Origin of the sequence: Kutzneria sp. 744 (assembly GCF_000568255.1) — a bacterium.
Lineage (GTDB): Bacteria > Actinomycetota > Actinomycetes > Mycobacteriales > Pseudonocardiaceae > Kutzneria.
This window is the reverse complement of record NZ_KK037166.1, coordinates 6,201,607-6,218,571: the sequence shown is the minus strand read 5'-3', so window position 1 is coordinate 6,218,571 and position 16,965 is coordinate 6,201,607. Positions and strand designations below refer to the sequence as shown.

Here is a 16,965-nt window from a genome sequence, read left to right as displayed (position 1 = left end):
GAGGCCTAGTTGCCGCCGGGGAATTCCTCAGCCGCGGCGGTCGGATCCAGCGTGGGCCCGGCTGGCAGCAGCGTGACGAAGGGCAGCGGCACGTTCTTGGCGGCGTTGGGGTCGAAGTGCAGCCGGGACGCGGCGTCGGCGCTGGGGATGGGGAACCGCTGGCCGGAGTCGGTCACCAGGGTCAGCACGCCGTCCTGGCCGGCGGCCGAGGATGCCTTCACCACGGCGCCGGAGCCGGCGGCGATCTTGACGTTCGTGACGTGCCCGGCCTTGGTGGTCACGGTGGACAGCCCGGAGGGCGAGGGCATGGCCGGCGGCAGGCTGACCGACAGCTGCCACGGGGCGTCGCCGGGGGCCTGGCCGGGCGTGGTGCTCAGGCACAACGGCTGGTCCAGCTGCGGGCCGACCGGCTGAGGGATGCGGTCGGGCCAGGTGTTGCTGCCCGGCGGCTGGGCGTGCGACTGCGGGGCCGACACCGCGACGTTGGCGTCGAGCTGGTCGACGCGGCTGCCGGAGGCGGCCAGCAGCGCGTAGGTCAGCTCGGAGATCGGGGCCAGCCCGTCCGGCTCGACCACGAAGAACTGCTCCTGGACGCCGGTCTGCCGGGTCTGGATGACGTCGCCGACGCCGACCGGGGACGGCAGCTGCACGGTCGGCGCGCCGCCCGAGGTGACACTCGGTTGGGTGATTTCCGCGCCCTCCGGCACGACCGCCAGCACCTCGGCCGGCAGCCGGACGGTGGCGGCGCGTTGCAGGCCAAGCAGCGCTCGGGTGTTGCCGGTCAGCTTGTAGCGGCGGCCCTTGCTGATCAGCCACGTGCTGTCGTCCGGCAGCTGGGCCAACACGCCCGAGGCGGAGTCCAAAGTGCCCTGACTCGGGGCGGCCCCGATCAGCAGCGTGATCTGCGACGGGGCCGAGACGGACCCCGACTGCAGCGCGCACACCGTCCAGGCGCCGTTGGTGAGATTGTCCTTGGACGGCAACGAGTCCGGGGCGTTGGGGATCCCGACCGGGAGGCCACGCGGCTTGCCGGCCAGCACCTCCGAGCGAACCTCGGTCAGCGAGCCGCCGCCGACCAGCAGCGCCGACGCGAGGTTCAGCGCCGGGTGCACCTGCCCGTCGACGATCACGTAATGGTCGCCGGTGCCGCTAACCGTTACGGCGCCTGAGCCGGGCAGCGCGGGACCGCTGCCGCCGCCGAGGAAACCGGCGATGCCGAAGCCCGCCATCAGCAGCACGGCGATGACCGTGCCGCCCACGGTCGACCGGTTGAGCCGGCGGCGAGGATCGGTCACGGCCTCGTCCGCGCCGAGCATCAGGCTGGTGACCTGCCGCCTGCTCTCGTACGTGTAGGCCTCGACCTGGTCTCGCGTGGTAACCATCGCTGCCCTCCCCAACTGGGCGTGCCGAGTCGGACTCTATCGGCATACTGCATCTGTGGCAGACAGTCCCGCACGCACGCGACCCCGACGGCCGGGGCGGATCGGGCGGGCCCGGTGGATCTCCGCCGAGGCCGCCGTCGGCACGGCCGGGGCCGGCGTGGCGATCATGGGGCCCTTCGGCATCGCCCTGATGGCGCTGGCCGGCCTCACGCTGGTCGGCGCCTTCCTGTTCTGGCAGGGGAAGTGGGCCACCGAGCACCTGGCCTTCCGGCTGCACGCGCCCGCGCCGGGGCCACCGCCACCCTCGACCGGCCCAGGATTCGGCGTGATCCGGGAAGTGCTGCCCGACCTGCACGTCGTCGAGGTGACGGGTCGCGGCGTGGCGCCGCTCGGCGTGATCGGCGACGGGCAGGGCTTCGCCGCCGTGCTGGAGTTGGAGATCGCCGGCAATCTGCGGCTGGACGTGGCGACGCTGGCCGCCCAGGTGGCCGCCGATCCGGCGGAGCTGGCCGGGTTCCAGATGCTGATCGAGCAGTTCCCGCTGCCGCCGCTGGACGTGACCGAGCGGTTCGGGCCGACGATGGTCTACCGCCGGCTGCCGACCTCGGCCGTGCCCGTGCTGCGACGGGTGTGGCTGGTGCTGCGGCACGAACCGCTGTGGGCGCCTGAGGCCACCGAGCGCCGTGGTGGCGGGGCCGCCGGCGCTCGCACCGCGCTCGTCGCGGCGGCCGCCCGGCTGCGGGTGCACCTGATGGACAACGGATTCCAGGTTCACCTGCTCGGATTGGCGGCGGCGACCGAGCTGCTCGGGGCCGTCGGCGACTCCAGCCACCACGGCCGGTTCCATCCCGACGCCTGGCTCACGCAGGCCGGCGCGCACTGCTGCCTGGCCGTCACGGGCGACTGGAGCAAGCTCCTGATGACCGCCGCCTCCATTGCCGCGGACCGCTGCGTCGTGTCTGTCACCGTCGAACTCGACGGTCACTCGGCCCAGACCCGTTCGGTGCTACGGCTTTTCGCCACCGACCACGGCGCCGCCGCCAATGCCCGTGCCGCGCTGATCGCCACCGGGCTGGTCGAGCCGCTGACCGACAACCAGGCCGCAGGTGTCGTCGCCACGCTGCCGCTCGGCGGTGGGGCTCGGGACCTGACCAGCGCGATTGGACTGGTACGACGATGAGCACCTCTCAACTGCCGGCCCAGCCATGGCGGAACCTGGCCGACATCTCCCTGTCCCTGCACGTGCCGGCGGCCGGTGTGCTGCTCGGGGCCGACCGCGGCGGCAACATCGCCTGCCTGCCGGCGATTCAGCCCCACCCCGTGCGCATCGGGCTGGTCGACGGCGTCGGCCTCGCCCGGCTCGTGGCCCATCGGCTGCTGGCCGTCGGCTGCCAGGTCACGGTGTACAGCCAGCGACAGCCGTCCTGGCAGGGCCTGTGGACCAAGGTCGGCGGCCGTCGCATGACCTTCACCCAGCGCTCGGTGCGGTGGCCGGGCGTGCCGGCCGGTCCCCGTGCGCCGCAGGCCCTGGTACTCGACGCCCCCGAGCCTCCGCCCAACTGGGTCGGCGATGCGCCCTGGTGCACGGTCATCCACGTCGCCTCCCGCGTGCCCACCCGCTCCGAGTTCTGGCGTGCTGCCGACGTTGTCGTTGTCTGCTCCCCTGGTCATGGCGAGGCCGTGTCGTCGCTGCGCAATCGGCCCGATGCCGGCTTGGCCGACGACCTGCGTCCCGGCGAGGTCGCCCTCTGCGGCCGGGCCGGCACCGCTTTGGTACGGCTCGACATCACGCCGGCCGAGATGGAGCTGATGTCCGCCGGTGTGCCCCACTAGGATGCGCGCCGAGCGGCTGGTGGCCCTGCTGTTCACCTTGTACAGCAAGAGAAGCGCGACGGTGGCGGAGTTAGCCACGGCGTTGGACGTCTCGGAGCGGACCATGCACCGGGACATCGCGGCCCTGCGCGACGCCGGGGTTCCACTGTGGACGGAGACGGGGCGGCACGGCGGCGTGCGGCTGGTGGACGGGTGGCGCACGCACCTGGACGGTCTCACGTCGAGGGAAGCCGTGGCGATGTTCGCCATGGGCGTGCCCCAGGCGCTGGCCGATTTGGGCCTGGGCACGGCGATGTCCGCCGCGCACGCCAAGCTCTTCGCGACTTTGCCGCCGGCGCTGCGGGACCAGGCGCAGGCGATGGCCCAGCGCTTCCACCTCGACGCGCCGTCCTGGTTTCGACCGGCCGACGACACGGAGCACCTGGCGGCGATCGCGCGGGCGGTGTGGGAGCAGCGGCGGGTGGAGATCGCCTACGGCCGGTCCGGCAAGACCGTGCACCGCACCTTGCAGCCGTTGGGGATCGTGCTCAAGGCCGGCGTCTGGTACCTGGTGGCCGAGGTCGACGGGGATCTCCGCACCTACCGCGTGGCCCGGATCGAAGCCGTCGCGGAGACCGACCAGCGCTTCGAACGCCCGCCGGGCTTCGACCTCGTCGCCTGGTGGGAGCGGTCCTCCGCACAGTTCGAGCAGTCGCTGCGGACCGTGCCCGTGCGGATCCGGCTCAGCCCGTACGGGATGCGGGCGCTGCCGAAGATCCTCGTGGTTCTATCGGATGCAAGTGCTGTGGAGATTGCAGCCGACGAGGCGCGCTTCCAGTCAGCGTTTGAATTAGTGACGACGTCGGCGCATGTCGATTGATCACCCTTTTATTCTTACTTACTGGGCGTCTGTGCGGTGTTTTTAGAAACTCGACTTTGACCAATCTGTGTTGCTTCGCGGGATCCAGCCTACTAACATTACAGTAGTTGCTAGGGTGGATATACTCCACTCGTTTCTCTCGACTTAGGCATGTGATTCGGTCGCAGCCGTTTACAAGCTTAACAGGAACAACCTAGTCCGGGGTGTCGAGCACTTCAAATGACGTGCAGGATTGCTGGCTCCATGGCACTGAAGAGTGATTCCTTTGCATATGCGCCGCCAGTCCGCCTTCGTTTCACCGGTAACCCGTGGGATCGGCCGGCTTGCCGGTGCCGGCCACCTCGATCATGTACCGCCAGCCGTCCGGACGGCTGCCGTCGACGTCGTCGATGTCGTAGATCTGGGCCAGTTGCCCGCTGTTGAGGGTCTGACCGGTGAACCGGGCCCGCGCCGGGTCGGCGGCCAGCGCCGCCAGGCCGCGACCGACGAAGGCCGGGGACTCGGAGATGCAGAAATGGGGCTCCCGCACGAGGGCGTCCCGCCACGTCTCCTCGGTGACGCGGTAGTGCTCAAGCATCGCCTCGGACCGCAGATACCCCGGTGTGAGGGCGATCGCCGTGCAGTCAAAGGACTTCAGCTCAGCCGCCTGACCGATGGCCAGGTGGTGGGCGGCCGCCTTGGCCACGTAGAACGCGAGGGTGGTGCCCTCCCGGTACCGGGCGTTGTACTCGGCCGTGCCGTCGGTCATGTCGACGACGAGGCCGCCCGGATTACGGATGACCAGCGGCAGCAGGAAATGGCTGGTGATGACGTGCGAGTCGATGCCGAGGCGGATCATGCGGAGGCTCTCCGCCAGCGGATGCTCCCACACCGGAACACCCCAGGTCATCAGGCCGTCGCCGCCCCACAGCCCGTCGACGAGGATGTCGAGGCGGCCCTGCTCGCGGTCGATGCGGGCGGCCAGTTCCTGCACTTCGACCGCTTCGAGGTGGTCCACCCGCACGGCAACGGCGCTGCCGCCGGCCTTCTCGATCAGCTCGGCGGTGTCCTCGATGGTCTCGGCACGGTCCACTTCGGACCGTTCGGTCCGGGTGCTGCGCCCGGTGACGTACACGTGGGCCCCGCGACGGCCGAGTTCGACCGCGATGGCCCGGCTGGCGCCACGGGTGGCCCCGGCCACGACTGCGACCTTGCCCTTGAGATCGTCCATGCCGGGCACCCTGCCGGGTTACCCTGACAGAACATGGCATGGTTCAGGCGGCTTTGCCGAACCCGTCGACGACGGTGCGCCGGAGCTCGACCGGATCGACGCCGGCGCCGGTGATGATGGTGAAGGCGCGGCCGGAGCCGTCACGGAGAATGCCGAGCAGGATGTGCTCGGTGCCGATGGCCTGGTGGCCCAGGTGCACGGCCTCCCGCAGGGCCAGCTCCAGCACCTTCTTCACCCGGGGCGAAACGCCGACCCGACCGCGTCGGCGACCGGGAACGGCCTTGCGCAAGGCATCGGGCCCGAAGGACTCGGTGATACGGGAGAGCACGGCGTCCAGGTCGATGCCCACGGACTTCAAGGCATCGGCGTCGGCGGCGCCGAGCACGGTGGTGTCGGCGATCGCCGCCGCGACCAGCGCGCGGTCCACACCGGCCGCAACCAGGGCGTCATGGCCGCCGCCGGTGCCGGAGACCAGGGCCAGCAACAGGTGCTCGGTGCCGAAATGCCGGTGTCCCAGCGCTTCCGCCTCCTGCCGAGCCGTCGCGACAACCTCCCGCGCGGGGCGGCTGAACCGTTCGAACATCATTCCTCCTGAAGGTTGGCGTACTTCTTGTGCACGGCCTGCTTGGTGACCTCGAGCGCGTCGGCGATCTCCTGCCAGGACCACCCCTGCCGCCGCGCGTTGCCGACTTGCAGCGTTTCCAACGTCTCTGCTAGCCGGCGTAGCGCGAGTGCCGCCCGCAGGCCGGTGCGGGCATCGGCGCCGCTGGCAGCCGCGGCGAGGTCGTTCATGTCGGTCACGTTGTCAACATTAGTTGACAAGAACCAGGCCGTCAACAAGGGTTGACACCTACGATGGGGAGCGTGACCGTCGCGGAGGGTGTGGTCGACCGCCTCATATATGTGGGGGCGGACGGCTACACGGTCGCGGTCCTGACCACGGGCGAACGCAGCGAGACCAAGATCGCCGGCACGGTGCTGCACGGCCTGCAGCCTGGCGAGACCGTCCGCGTCGACGGCGACTGGACCACCAGCGGCACGCTCCGGGTCGGCGAGTGCGAACGGGTGCTGCCGGCGACGGTGCACGCGATCCGCCGCTACCTCGGCTCCGGCCTGGTCCGGGGCATCGGCCGCAAGCTGGCCGACGCCATCGTGGACACGTTCGGCGAGGACACCCTGGACGTCATCGACCGCGACCCGAAGCGCCTGATGGAGGTGCACCAGATCGGCCGCGACCGGATGGCGAAGATCATCACCGCCTGGGCCGACCAGCGCGCGGTCCGCGAGGTCATGGTGTTCCTCCAGGGCGTCGGCGTCAGTCCCGCCCTGGCCGTGCGCATCCACCGCAAGCTGGGCGAGCAGTCGTTGCAGGTGGTGCGCAACGAGCCGTATCGGCTGGTCGAGGAGGTCTGGGGCATCGGTTTCGCCACCGCCGACACCATCGCCCTGGCCGCCGGCATCCCCGAGCAGAGCCCGGAACGCATGCAGGCCGCGGTGCTGCACACGTTGCTCCAGGCCAGAACCATGGGCGGGCACTGCTTCCTGCCGGTGAACGAGGTGCTGACCCACACCACGGCGATGGTCGAGCAGGACGAGGAGATGATCCGCGCCGCGCTACATGCGTTGCGGCGCAGGCGAAAGGTCGTGCAGGAGCAGATCAACGGCCGGGACGTCGTCTTCCAGGCGCACCTGCACCAGCAGGAAACCCTGTTGGCCGACAACGTGATCCGCCTGTTGAGCACGCCCTCGTCGTTGCCCGGCAAGCCCAAGCTGGACGGCCCGGAGTTGGACGACACGCAGCGGCAGGCCGTGGAGATGGCCCTGACGCACACCGTGTCGATCCTGACCGGCGGCCCCGGCTGCGGCAAGAGCTTCACCGTGCGGCACATAGCCAAAACGGCCAAGGCCGCCGGCGCGAAGATCACCCTGGCCGCCCCGACCGGCCGCGCCGCGCGTCGTCTGTCCGAGCTGACCGGGATGCCCGCGATGACCGTGCACCGAATGCTGGGCCGCAACGCCGAGCCCGAGGACGACGGCAGCCTGTTCGACGTGAACGACCCGCTGTCGGCCGACCTGATCGTGGTGGACGAGAGCTCGATGCTGGACATCGGCCTCGCCGACGCGCTGGTCGACAAGATCCCGCCCGGCGCGCATCTGCTGCTGGTCGGCGACGTCGATCAGCTGCCCAGCGTCGGGCCCGGCTCCGTGCTGCGGGATCTCCTTGACGTGCCCGACATTCCTCGCACGCACCTGAGCCGCGTCTACCGGCAGGGCGCCGGCAGCGGCATCACCGCCAACGCCGTGAATGTGCGTGAAGGCGTGTTGCCGGTGAACAACCCCGAGTTCTGGTTCGTGCCCGCCGAGGACCCCAAGGACATCGCCGAGACCGTGGTCGACATCGCCACCCGCCGGCTGCCCGCCGCGTACGGCATCGAGCCCAGCCGGATCCAGGTCCTGTGCCCCGGCCGCGCCCGCGACGTCGGCGCCCTCAACATCGGCCGCCTGTTGCAGGACGTGCTCAACCCCCACCGCGAGGGCGACCCCCAGTACTGGTCCGACGACCGCGCCTTCCGCGTCGGCGACCGGGTCATGCCCATCCGCAACAACTACGACAAGGGCAAGGCCGGCGTCTTCAACGGCACCGCCGGCACCGTCACCGCCCTGTCCCTGGAGGACCGTCTCCTCGAGGTCACCCTGGAGGACGGCGAGGCCGTCGAGTACGACTTCGACGAGCTGGAGGAGCTCGCCCACGGCTACGCCATCACCGTCCACCGCTCCCAGGGCAGCGAATACCCGTACGTCGTCGTGCCCCTCAGCACCAGCGCCGGGATGTTGTTGCTGCGCCGAAACCTTCTGTACACCGCCATCACCCGCGCCAAGGCCATGGTCGTCTTGGTCGGGCAGCCCCGGGCCCTGCGCATGGCCGTCGAGCAGACCGGCGACCGCCGCAACACCGCCCTGACCTGGCGCTTCACCGGCGAGGACCTGGCCGCCGGCGTCTTGCCGCCGCTCCGCGAGGACCACGGCCAGGTGGCGGCGTTCTGACCTCTGCTCGAAACCGTGTTTCGGTGTGCCGGAGAGCGTGACTCGCGGGGTTAGGTGAGGTGGGCTCGGAGGTCGGCGGCCTGGGTGGCCTCGTCTTCGCCGCGGGCCTCGAGGATGGCGAGGGCCTGGGTCCAGGCCTGACGGGCCTCGGACGGGCGGCCGACGTCGGAGAGGAGCTGGGCGTAGGAGCGGAGGGCGGCGACCTCGGCGATGGCGTCGCCGGCCTGGCGGGCGGCGTTGGTGGCCCCGACGAAGTCGGCCAGGGCGGCGTCGAAGGAGCCCAGGGTCTGGTGGACCTCGGCGGAGCGGGTGAGCATCTGGGCGACGCCGGGCAGGCTGCCCAGCGACGTCATCAGCGAGGCGGCCTCGCCGAAGGCGACGAGGGCGGCGTCGTACGAGCCGAGGGCGGCCTGCATGTTGCCGAGCACGCCGAGCAGCAGGGCCCGCCCCTCGGAGTTGGCGGTCTCGGCGAACAGCTCGACGGCCGATTCCGAGAAGTCCTTGGCCTCGGCGATCTCCCCCAGGTCGATGGCCAACAACGCCGACCCGGCCAGCGACCATGCCAGCCCGGGTCGGTCCCCGCAGCGCTCCCGCAGCGACCGGCCGAGCGCGTAGTACCGGGCGGCCTCGCCGTAGGAGCCGATCCGCCGGTAGCCCTCGGCGAGGTTGGTGGCGACCCACCCATGGGCGTAGTCGTTGCCCTCGGACGCCTCCAGGGCGAGCTTGTGGCTGGCGATCCAGGCACCCCACGGCTGGGCCAACAGCAGATAACTCCACAGTTCCAGCGGCAGATGCCAGGCCACCTCCCGCTGCCCGTGGCGAAGCGCCAGCCGCAGCACGGGAATCACGTTCGGCAGCTCCGCCTTGCACCACGCCAGGGCGTCCTGTTCGGATTCGAACGAAGGCGGCTCCACCCCCTCCCGCACGGGGGCGATCTCCAGCCAGTTGTCCCGGTACGGCGCGATCAGCTGGCCGGCGACGGAATACCCGTGCAGGTACCAGCTGGCCAGCCGGGCCACCGCGGCATCGGCCTCCGGGTCGGTAAAGGCCAGCTCAGCGGCATAGTCGGCGACGAGGTCGTGGAACCGCCAGTGCCCACGCCGAGGGTTGTGGATCAGGTGCGCCCCGGCCAACCGGTCCAGAGCCCGGCGGGCGGCGCCGACCCGGACGCCGGCCAGCGCCGCGGCGGCGGCGACGCTGAGATAAGGCCCCCGGTGCAGCCCGAGCAGCCGAAACATCCGGGCCGTGTCGGCGTCCAGCCGCCCGTACGACCACGAGATGATCGTCCGCGCCGGAGTGGCGTCGGCGACGTCCAGGGCGTCCAGCCGGGAACCGTCCAGCTCCAGCAACAGGTCGTCCAGCTCCGAAGACACCACCCGCTCGGCGGCGATCCGCAAGGCCAGCGGTAGATGGCCACAGCGCCGGGCCAGCTCCTCCAACGCGCCGTCCGACACAACGCCCCGGTTGCCGATGATCGTCGACAGCAGACGCACCGACTCGGCGGAGTCCATCGGCGCGACGGTGATCCGCGCGGCCCCGGTGCGCATGGCCAGCCCCGACAGCCGGTCCCGGCTGGTGATCACCACCGCGCACCCGCCGGCCCCCGGCAGCAGGTGCAGCAGCTGGTCCGAATCCGAGGCGTTGTCCAGCACGAGCAGCGTCCGCGTCGGGGCCAGCGCCGACCGCAGCAGGCTGGCCCGCTGCTCCAGCCGCGCCGGGAGGTTCTCCACCCCGAGCGACGTCAGCAGCTCCTCCAGCACGTCCAGCGGCTCGGCCGGGTCATGGGAGGAATGGCCCCGCAGGTCGGTGTAGAGCTGCCCGCCGGGATAGTCGTGCGCGATCGAATGGGCGAACCGCAGGGCCAGGGCGGTCTTGCCGGCCCCCGGCGGCCCGTCGATGGTCACCACGATCGGGTCACCCGTTTCGGCGAACTCGCGCACGGCGGCGGCCAGCGCGGCGAGCTCGGGATCCCGGCCGACGAACCGGGCCGGGGCGGCCGGCAGCTGGGCCGGCGAGCGGGGCAGGGCCCGTCGGGCCAGATGGATCAACTGCCCCTCGGCCCCGAGCGCACTGTCCAGTGCACGTGCATGCTGCTCGGTCGGGCGGCGGCGGCCGTTCTCCAGCCGGGACAGCAGCGACTTGTCGTAGCGGACCACGGCGGCGAGGTCGGTCAACGACCAGCCCAGCGCCTCGCGGCGGGTGCGCACGGCGCGGCCGAAGCCCTCGCCGATGTGCTCCCGGGTAGCCATTGGTCCACTCTCCCGCATTGTTCGGTTGCGCCCAACAGGTGCGATGTGAACGCTATCGGCGAGAAGTTTGGCAAGATCCCACTGTGGCAGCGAAACAGACCACCCGTGAGCTGCGCCGACGCAACCGGTCGGCGCTGCTGTCGCGGCTGTATCTCCAGGGCCGGGGCAGCAGGCTCGAACTGGTCGACTCGTCCGGGCTGAGCTCGTCGACGGTGAGCAACGTGATCTCCGACCTCATCGCCGACGGCGTGGTCGAGGAGGCGGGCTCGGCCGAGTCCGAGGGCGGCCGCCCGCGCACGGTGCTCCAGGTCCGGCGGGACTACGGCCACGTGATCGGCGTCGACATCGGGGAGACGCACATCGAGGTGGGTCTGTTCGACTGCGCGCTGAACACGGTGGCGACGGCGACCTACCCGATGGACGGCAACCTGGAACCTTCGCACGTCGCGGAGCTGATCCTGGCCGGCATCGCCGAGGTCAGCACGTCGCCGGTGTCGATTCTGGGCGTCGGCATCGGCGTGCCGGGGTCGGTGGACGGCGACGAGCTGGTGCACGCCCCCACGTTCGGGTGGCGGGGTGTGCCGCTGGTCAAGATGCTCGCCGACGGCGTGAACGCTCCCCTGTACGTCGACAACTGCGCCCGCACGCTGGGCCAGGCCGAGATGTGGCGGGGCGCGGGCCGGGGCTCGACGCGGGCGGTGATCGCGCTGCTCGGCGTGGGCGTCGGGGCGGCCCTGGCCGTGGAATCCGACTCCTACCAGGGCGTTTCCAGCTCCACCACGGAGTGGGGCCACACGGTCGTGCACGCCGGCGGGCTGCCCTGCCGCTGCGGCTCGCGCGGCTGCCTGGAGGCGTACATCGGGGCCGAGGGCATCCTGGACCGCTACCTGGCGCTGCCCGGTAGTGAGCCCTTCACGGCGCAGGACACCGAGGCCCAGATGCGGGAGCTGGCGGCGCGGGCGGAGCGGCCGGGGCCGGCGGCCGAGACCATGGCCGTCACGGCCGAGTACCTGGGCATCGGCATCGCCAACCTGACGAACCTGGTGACGCCGGACCGGGTGGTGCTGTCGGGCTGGGTGAGCCTGTCCATCGGGCACACGATCCTGGAGGCGGTGCAGGACGCGGCCTCCCGGCACACGCTGAGCTACCTGCGCGACGGCACGCGGGTCGAGCTGGGCCAGCTCGGTCCGGAGGCGGTCGCGCTGGGCGCGGCCACGCTGCCGGTGATGCGCTTCCTGGCCAACGGGGGCTGACCCGGAACAGACTATTGACCCCTCGTTCGTCCGCGACTTACCTTAAGACATGGATAAAGTGGCGGACGGGCTGCTCTACGTCGGTGGATCGTTCTGTGCGGCCGCGTCGGGCAGAACCGCGCCGGTGTGCGAGAAGGCGACGGGCGCCCAGATCGGCAGCTACGCCCTGGGCACCGCCGTCGACGTGAACCGGGCCGTGGAGGCCGCCCGCGCCGCGCAGCCGGCCTGGGCCGCGCTGGCCGGCGCCGAACGCGCCGCCTACCTGCGCAAGTTCGCCGACTACCTCCAGGCCAACTTCGAGGACCTGGTCGAGCAGAGCATCCGCGAGACCGGCGGTGTCCGCTACAAGGCCGAGGACGAGGTCGGCACCAGCATCCGCCAGCTGGCCATCTCGGCCGTGCAGGCCACGCAGACCGCGGGCGACATCCTCCAGCCGTACAAGGCCGGCAAGCTGTCCCTGTCCCGGGCAGTGCCGCTGGGCGTGGTCGGCCTGATCACGCCGTGGAACTACCCCATGAACCTGGCCATGCGGGCGGTCGCGCCGTCGCTGGCCTTCGGCAACACGGTGGTCCTCAAGCCGGCCGAGCTGACGCCGTTCATCGGCGGCCTCGCGCTGGCCCAGGCCGCCGACGCGGCCGGTTTCCCGCCCGGCGTGTTCAACGTCGTCACGGGCGACGGCCTGGACGCCGGCAAGCCGCTGTCCGAGCACCGCGGCCTCGACCTGATGGACTTCACCGGCTCCCGCGAGGTGGGACTGGAGATCGCCGCCGCGGCGGCCGTCGACCTGCGCAACATCCGGCTGGAACTGGGCGGCAGCAACGCTTTTGTCGTGCTGGACGACGCCGATGTCGAGCTGGCCGCCTCCTGCGCGATGATCGCTTCGTACGAGTTCCAGGGCCAGACCTGCATCAGCGCCAGCCGGCACATCGTGCAGCGCGCCGTCGCCGACGCCTACCTGGAAGCCTTGGTGGCCCGGGCTTCCAAGCTCCGGGTCGGCGACCCGATGGACCCGGAGACCGACCTCGGCCCGCTGATCAGCGAACGCCAGCGCGACCGGGTGCACCACAAGATCGTGCAGCCGTCGATCGACATGGGCGCGAAGGTGTTGACCGGCGCGGAGTACGACGGCCTGTTCTACCGGCCGACGGTGCTCACCGACGTCACCCCGGACATGCCGGCGTTCAGCGAGGAGATCTTCGGCCCGGTCGTCCCCGTCACGGTCGTGGACACCGAGGAAGAGGCCATCGCGATCACCAACGGCCTGCCGATGCTGATGAACTCCGTGTTCTCCAAGGACATCGTGCGCGGCATGGACGTGGCTGAGCAGCTCCAGGCCGGCGAGGTGCACGTCAACGACGCGCACGCCCGGCACGGCGCGGAGAACCAGATGCCCGGCTTCACCAAGCGCCAGTGGATCGGCGTGCAGCGCACGCCGCTGTCCATTCCGGACTGGGCGGGCCGCCGGTGAAAAAAGCGCTGGTGGTGCGCGGCGGCTGGGAAGGACACAGTCCGGTCCAGGCGACCGACATGTTCATTCCCGGCCTCACCGACGCCGGTTTCGACGTGGAGATCGCCGAGGATCTGGACGTCTACACCGATGCCGAGAAGCTCGCCGCCACCGACCTGATCGTGCAGTGCTGGTCGATGGGCAAGCTGACGCCGGAGCAGTGCGAGGGCCTGGTGTCGGCCGTGCGCGCCGGCACCGGCTTCGCCGGCTGGCACGGCGGTGTGGTGGCCACGTTCCAGGACAGCCCGGACTATCTGCGGATGGTCGGCGGCGTGTTCCTCTACCACCCGCCGGAGTTCCTGGACTACGAGGTGCGTATGGAGCGGGCTCAGTCGGACCATCCGATCGTGGCCGGCCTGCCGGACTTCACCGTCCACACCGAGCAGTACTGGATGCTCAGCGACGCGCTGAACACGGTTCTGGCCACCACCGAGTTCGGGCCGCCGGAGCAGCCCGTGACGATGCCGGTGGCCTGGACGAGGAACTGGGGCGCGGGCAGGATCTTCTTCTCCGCGATCGGGCACCGCACCGAGGACCTGTGGGATCCGGCGGTGTACACATTGACCCATCGCGGTCTGGTCTGGGCGAGCCGACAGGTAGTTCAGTGAGATTGAGCGGAGACAGGGCTATGCGGAGTCAGTGGCGACTCGCCGGCGCTTTTGTTGCCGGCGCTCTGCTTGTGACCGGATGCGGCGGTGGCGGCGGCAGCGACCAGCAGGCCGCGGGTGGGAAGGTCGATCTGACCTTCTGGGACTGGGATCCCAACATGGACAAGGTGGTGGACATCTGGAACCAGGCCCACCCCGACATCCACGTCACACTGTCCAATCCGGCCGGTGGCGACCAGCTCGTCAGCAAGATGATCACCGCGCACGAGGCCGGCAACGGCCCGGACATCGCCAAGGTGGAGTACCAGTCGCTGCCGGCGCTGGTGGCCAAGGGCGTGGTCGCCGACATCACGCAGTACACCGGCGACGCCGCCAAGGACTTCGACGCCACCACGTTGAAGGCGACCAAGTTCGAGGACAAGGTCTACGGCGTGCCACAGGACGTGGCGCCGCTGATGTTGTTCTACCGCACCGACATCTTCGACCAGAACGGTCTGAAGGTGCCGACCACGTGGGACGAGTTCAAGCAGACCGCGCAGCAGCTGCACGACAAGGCCCCGTCGGTCGCCATGACCAACTTCGACGCCGCCGACCCGGGCTGGATCACCGGCCTGATGCAGCAGGGCGGCGCGGACTGGTGGTCGGCCAGCGGCACCACGTGGAAGGTCGCCATCAACAGCGCCCAGTCCAAGAAGGTCGCCGACTACTGGCAGGGCCTGGTCACCGCCGGCACCGTGGCCAAGAACCCGTCGTTCTCGCCGCAGTGGAACAAGCAGATGAACGAGGGCCAGCTCGCCACCTGGATCTCCGGCGCCTGGGCCCCGGCGCAGCTGGGCGGCATCGCCCCCAACACCAAGGGCAAGTGGGCGGTGGCGCCGTTGCCGGCGTGGACCGCGGGTGACAAGACCACCGGCATCTGGGGCGGATCGGCCACGACGGTGACCGCCGACTCCAAGCACGCCGCGCAGGCCGCGCAGTTCGCGGCGTGGCTGAACACCGACGACAAGGCCGTCACCGCGCAGATCCAGAACATCAACGTCTACCCGGCGGCCACCTCCGGGCGCTCGCTGCCGATCCTGTCCTCGCCGCCGGCCTTCTTCCCCAACCAGGCCAACTACTACGACCTGGTCAAGCAGGCGGCCCCGAGCTCGCGCAGCTTCTCCATGTGGGGTCCGAACGTGACGGTGACCTTCAGCGGCTACACCGACAAGTTCGGGGCCGCGCTGCAGAACAACACCTCGTTCTCCACGGCGCTGGACGACATCCAGAACGCGACCGTGGCGGACATGAAGAAGCTCGGGTTCACGGTCAGCTGATGGCCGCGCGCAACCGGGCCAAGCTGCCCTACCTGCTCGTCCTCCCAGCAGTCACGCTGCTGGCGCTGTTCGTGGTGGCGCCAGGCGTCTACGCCCTCGTGCTGAGTTTCCAGGCGCGCAAGGTCGTCGGCGGGCTGCTGGGAGGCGGCAGCAAGCTGGTCTTCGTCGGCTTGGACAACTACGGCCTGGCGCTGGCCGATCCGGAGCTGTGGTCGAGCATCGCGCGCATGCTGTTGGTGGCGCTGCTGTTCATCCCGGCCACGGTCGGCTTCGCGCTGCTGTTCGCCCTGCTGCTGGACGTGCCGCGGGTCAAGCTGGCCCGCAGCACCCGGCTGGCGATCTTCCTGCCGTACGCGGTGCCGGGTGTGATCGCCTCGCTCATGTGGGGCTTCATGTACCTGCCGGCGACCAGCCCGATCGGCGGCGACCACGTCGACTTCTTCGGCTCCACCACGGTGTTCTTCTCGGTGGCCAACGTGGCGGTGTGGGGCTCGGTCGGCTTCAACATGATCGTCATCTTCACGGCGCTGCGGGCCCTGCCGTCCGAGCTGTACGAGGCGGCGCGCATCGACGGCTGCTCCGAGCTGCGGATGGCCTTGCGCATCAAGGTTCCGCTGGTGCTGCCGGCCATCGCCATGTGCACCTTGTTCACGGCATTGGCCTCGCTCCAGCTGTTCAACGAGCCCAACACCTTACGGCCGCTGTCCAACGCCATCTCCTCGACGTGGGTGCCGCTGATGAAGATCTACCAGGACGCCTTCGTCGACTCCGACGTGAACAAGGCGGCGGCCACCTCGGTGCTGTTCGTGATCGCGGCGCTGGCCGTGTCGTTCGTGGCTTCCCGCACGGTGTCGAGGGTGAACCGGTGACCACACGAATCCGGCTGCTGCCGAGCGCCGCCCTGCTGCTGGGCGCGGTCTACTGCATCGTCCCGACGCTGTGGATCCTGATCGCGTCCACCAAGTCCAGGACGGACCTGTTCTCCACCGCCACCTATCTGCCGTCGTTCAGCGACGGCATCTGGCGCAACATCGTGGACCTGTCGACCTATCAGGGCGGCATCTTCTGGCACTGGATGCTCAACAGCTTCGGCTACGCCCTGATCGGCGGCGTCCTGGCCTCGCTGGTGTCGGCCGCCTGCGGCTACGCGATCGCGCTGTACGAGTTCCACGGCCGCAAGACCGTGTTCAACGTGATCCTGGCCTGCGTGCTGCTGCCGCAGATCGTGCTGGCCATCCCGCAGTACCTGCTGCTGTCCAACGTGGGCCTGACCGACAGCTATCTCGGGGTGCTGCTGCCGCAGCTGTTCAACCCGTACGGCATCTACCTGTGCCGCATCTACGCCGCTTCCTCGGTGCCGCAGTCGCTGCTGGAGGCCGGCCGGATCGACGGGGCCTCGGAGTGGAAGCTGTTCCACACCGTGGGGCTGCGGCTGATGGGGCCCGGCCTGATCACCGTGTTCCTGTTGCAGTTCATCGCCATCTGGAACAACTTCCTGCTGCCGTTCGTGATGGTGAACTCGGACGACAAGTTCCCGCTCACGGTCGGGCTGTACAGCCTGCTGCGGCACGGGGCGGCCGAGGCGTCGCTGTACTCCCTGGTGATCACCGGCACCCTGCTGTCGGTGCTTCCGGTGATCGCGCTGTTCCTTTCGTTGCAACGCTACTGGCGGCTCGACCTGGTGACCGGCGCGCTCAAGTAGG

General features: G+C 70.1%; 15 protein-coding genes. 10 read left to right on the top strand and 5 right to left on the bottom strand.

Going from position 1 to position 16,965, the window contains the following annotated elements:
- Window positions 1-5 precede the first annotated feature (5 nt).
- On the bottom strand, window positions 6-1,382 hold the full coding sequence (eccB, locus tag KUTG_RS28235) for a type VII secretion protein EccB (RefSeq protein ID WP_043721033.1): 1,377 nt from the start codon (window positions 1,380-1,382) through the stop codon (window positions 6-8).
- Window positions 1,383-1,437: 55 nt separating this feature from the next.
- Here eccB and KUTG_RS28230 point away from each other — a divergent pair, with 55 nt between their 5' ends.
- Genes KUTG_RS28230 through KUTG_RS28220 form a run of 3 tightly spaced genes read left to right on the top strand, consistent with a single transcriptional unit; the run spans window position 1,438 to window position 4,074 of the window.
- Window positions 1,438-2,562 (top strand): type VII secretion protein EccE, encoded by a 1,125-nt coding sequence (locus tag KUTG_RS28230; protein WP_052395501.1) that lies wholly within the window; start codon window positions 1,438-1,440, stop codon window positions 2,560-2,562.
- Window positions 2,559-3,215 (top strand): hypothetical protein, encoded by a 657-nt coding sequence (locus tag KUTG_RS28225; protein WP_043721032.1) that lies wholly within the window; start codon window positions 2,559-2,561, stop codon window positions 3,213-3,215. Before KUTG_RS28230 ends, KUTG_RS28225 begins: the two co-directional genes overlap by 4 nt.
- Before the next feature lies 1 nt (window position 3,216).
- Entirely contained in the window at window positions 3,217-4,074 is an 858-nt protein-coding gene (locus tag KUTG_RS28220) for a helix-turn-helix transcriptional regulator (RefSeq protein WP_084579871.1), read from the top strand.
- A 295-nt stretch (window positions 4,075-4,369) separates the two neighbouring features.
- Here KUTG_RS28220 and KUTG_RS28215 read toward each other — a convergent pair whose 3' ends face one another.
- From KUTG_RS28215 to KUTG_RS28205, 3 genes are read right to left on the bottom strand one after another with little or no spacing between them, the layout of a single operon-like run.
- Complete coding sequence (locus KUTG_RS28215) at window positions 4,370-5,284, bottom strand: SDR family oxidoreductase (RefSeq protein ID WP_043721030.1); 915 nt, start codon at window positions 5,282-5,284, stop codon at window positions 4,370-4,372.
- A 43-nt stretch (window positions 5,285-5,327) separates the two neighbouring features.
- Window positions 5,328-5,867, bottom strand: a complete 540-nt coding sequence (locus KUTG_RS28210; RefSeq protein WP_043730897.1) for a Clp protease N-terminal domain-containing protein — start codon at window positions 5,865-5,867, stop codon at window positions 5,328-5,330.
- Window positions 5,867-6,085, bottom strand: coding sequence for a DNA-directed RNA polymerase sigma-70 factor (locus KUTG_RS28205; protein ID WP_043721028.1), 219 nt, complete (start codon window positions 6,083-6,085; stop codon window positions 5,867-5,869). The genes KUTG_RS28210 and KUTG_RS28205 overlap by 1 nt, the downstream gene beginning before the upstream one ends.
- 54 nt (window positions 6,086-6,139) lie before the next feature.
- On the opposite strand from KUTG_RS28205, the gene KUTG_RS28200 reads away from it, so the two are divergent.
- Window positions 6,140-8,329 carry an SF1B family DNA helicase RecD2 gene (locus tag KUTG_RS28200; RefSeq protein WP_084579868.1) on the top strand — a complete coding sequence of 730 codons (2,190 nt, stop codon included), beginning with the start codon at window positions 6,140-6,142 and terminating at the stop codon, window positions 8,327-8,329.
- 50 nt (window positions 8,330-8,379) lie between these two features.
- Here the strand turns inward: KUTG_RS28200 and KUTG_RS28195 are convergent, their stop codons facing one another.
- Window positions 8,380-10,578 carry an ATP-binding protein gene (locus KUTG_RS28195; RefSeq protein ID WP_052395500.1) on the bottom strand — a complete coding sequence of 733 codons (2,199 nt, stop codon included), beginning with the start codon at window positions 10,576-10,578 and terminating at the stop codon, window positions 8,380-8,382.
- Between the two features lie 83 nt (window positions 10,579-10,661).
- Between KUTG_RS28195 and KUTG_RS28190 the strand changes: the two genes are divergently transcribed.
- Genes KUTG_RS28190 through KUTG_RS28165 form a run of 6 tightly spaced genes read left to right on the top strand, consistent with a single transcriptional unit; the run spans window position 10,662 to window position 16,964 of the window.
- Window positions 10,662-11,831, top strand: a complete 1,170-nt coding sequence (locus tag KUTG_RS28190) for an ROK family protein (RefSeq protein ID WP_043721026.1) — start codon at window positions 10,662-10,664, stop codon at window positions 11,829-11,831.
- Between the two features lie 49 nt (window positions 11,832-11,880).
- Complete coding sequence (locus tag KUTG_RS28185) at window positions 11,881-13,299, top strand: aldehyde dehydrogenase family protein (RefSeq protein ID WP_043721023.1); 1,419 nt, start codon at window positions 11,881-11,883, stop codon at window positions 13,297-13,299.
- Entirely contained in the window at window positions 13,296-13,946 is a 651-nt protein-coding gene (locus KUTG_RS28180) for a ThuA domain-containing protein (RefSeq protein ID WP_232240985.1), read from the top strand. Before KUTG_RS28185 ends, KUTG_RS28180 begins: the two co-directional genes overlap by 4 nt.
- Before the next feature lie 20 nt (window positions 13,947-13,966).
- A complete protein-coding gene (locus KUTG_RS28175) occupies window positions 13,967-15,262 on the top strand; it encodes an ABC transporter substrate-binding protein (protein ID WP_043721021.1) in 1,296 nt (431 codons plus the stop codon).
- A complete protein-coding gene (locus KUTG_RS28170; protein WP_043721019.1) occupies window positions 15,262-16,131 on the top strand; it encodes a carbohydrate ABC transporter permease in 870 nt (289 codons plus the stop codon). The genes KUTG_RS28175 and KUTG_RS28170 overlap by 1 nt, the downstream gene beginning before the upstream one ends.
- Window positions 16,128-16,964, top strand: a complete 837-nt coding sequence (locus KUTG_RS28165; RefSeq protein ID WP_043721017.1) for a carbohydrate ABC transporter permease — start codon at window positions 16,128-16,130, stop codon at window positions 16,962-16,964. Before KUTG_RS28170 ends, KUTG_RS28165 begins: the two co-directional genes overlap by 4 nt.
- Window position 16,965: the final 1 nt, after the last annotated feature.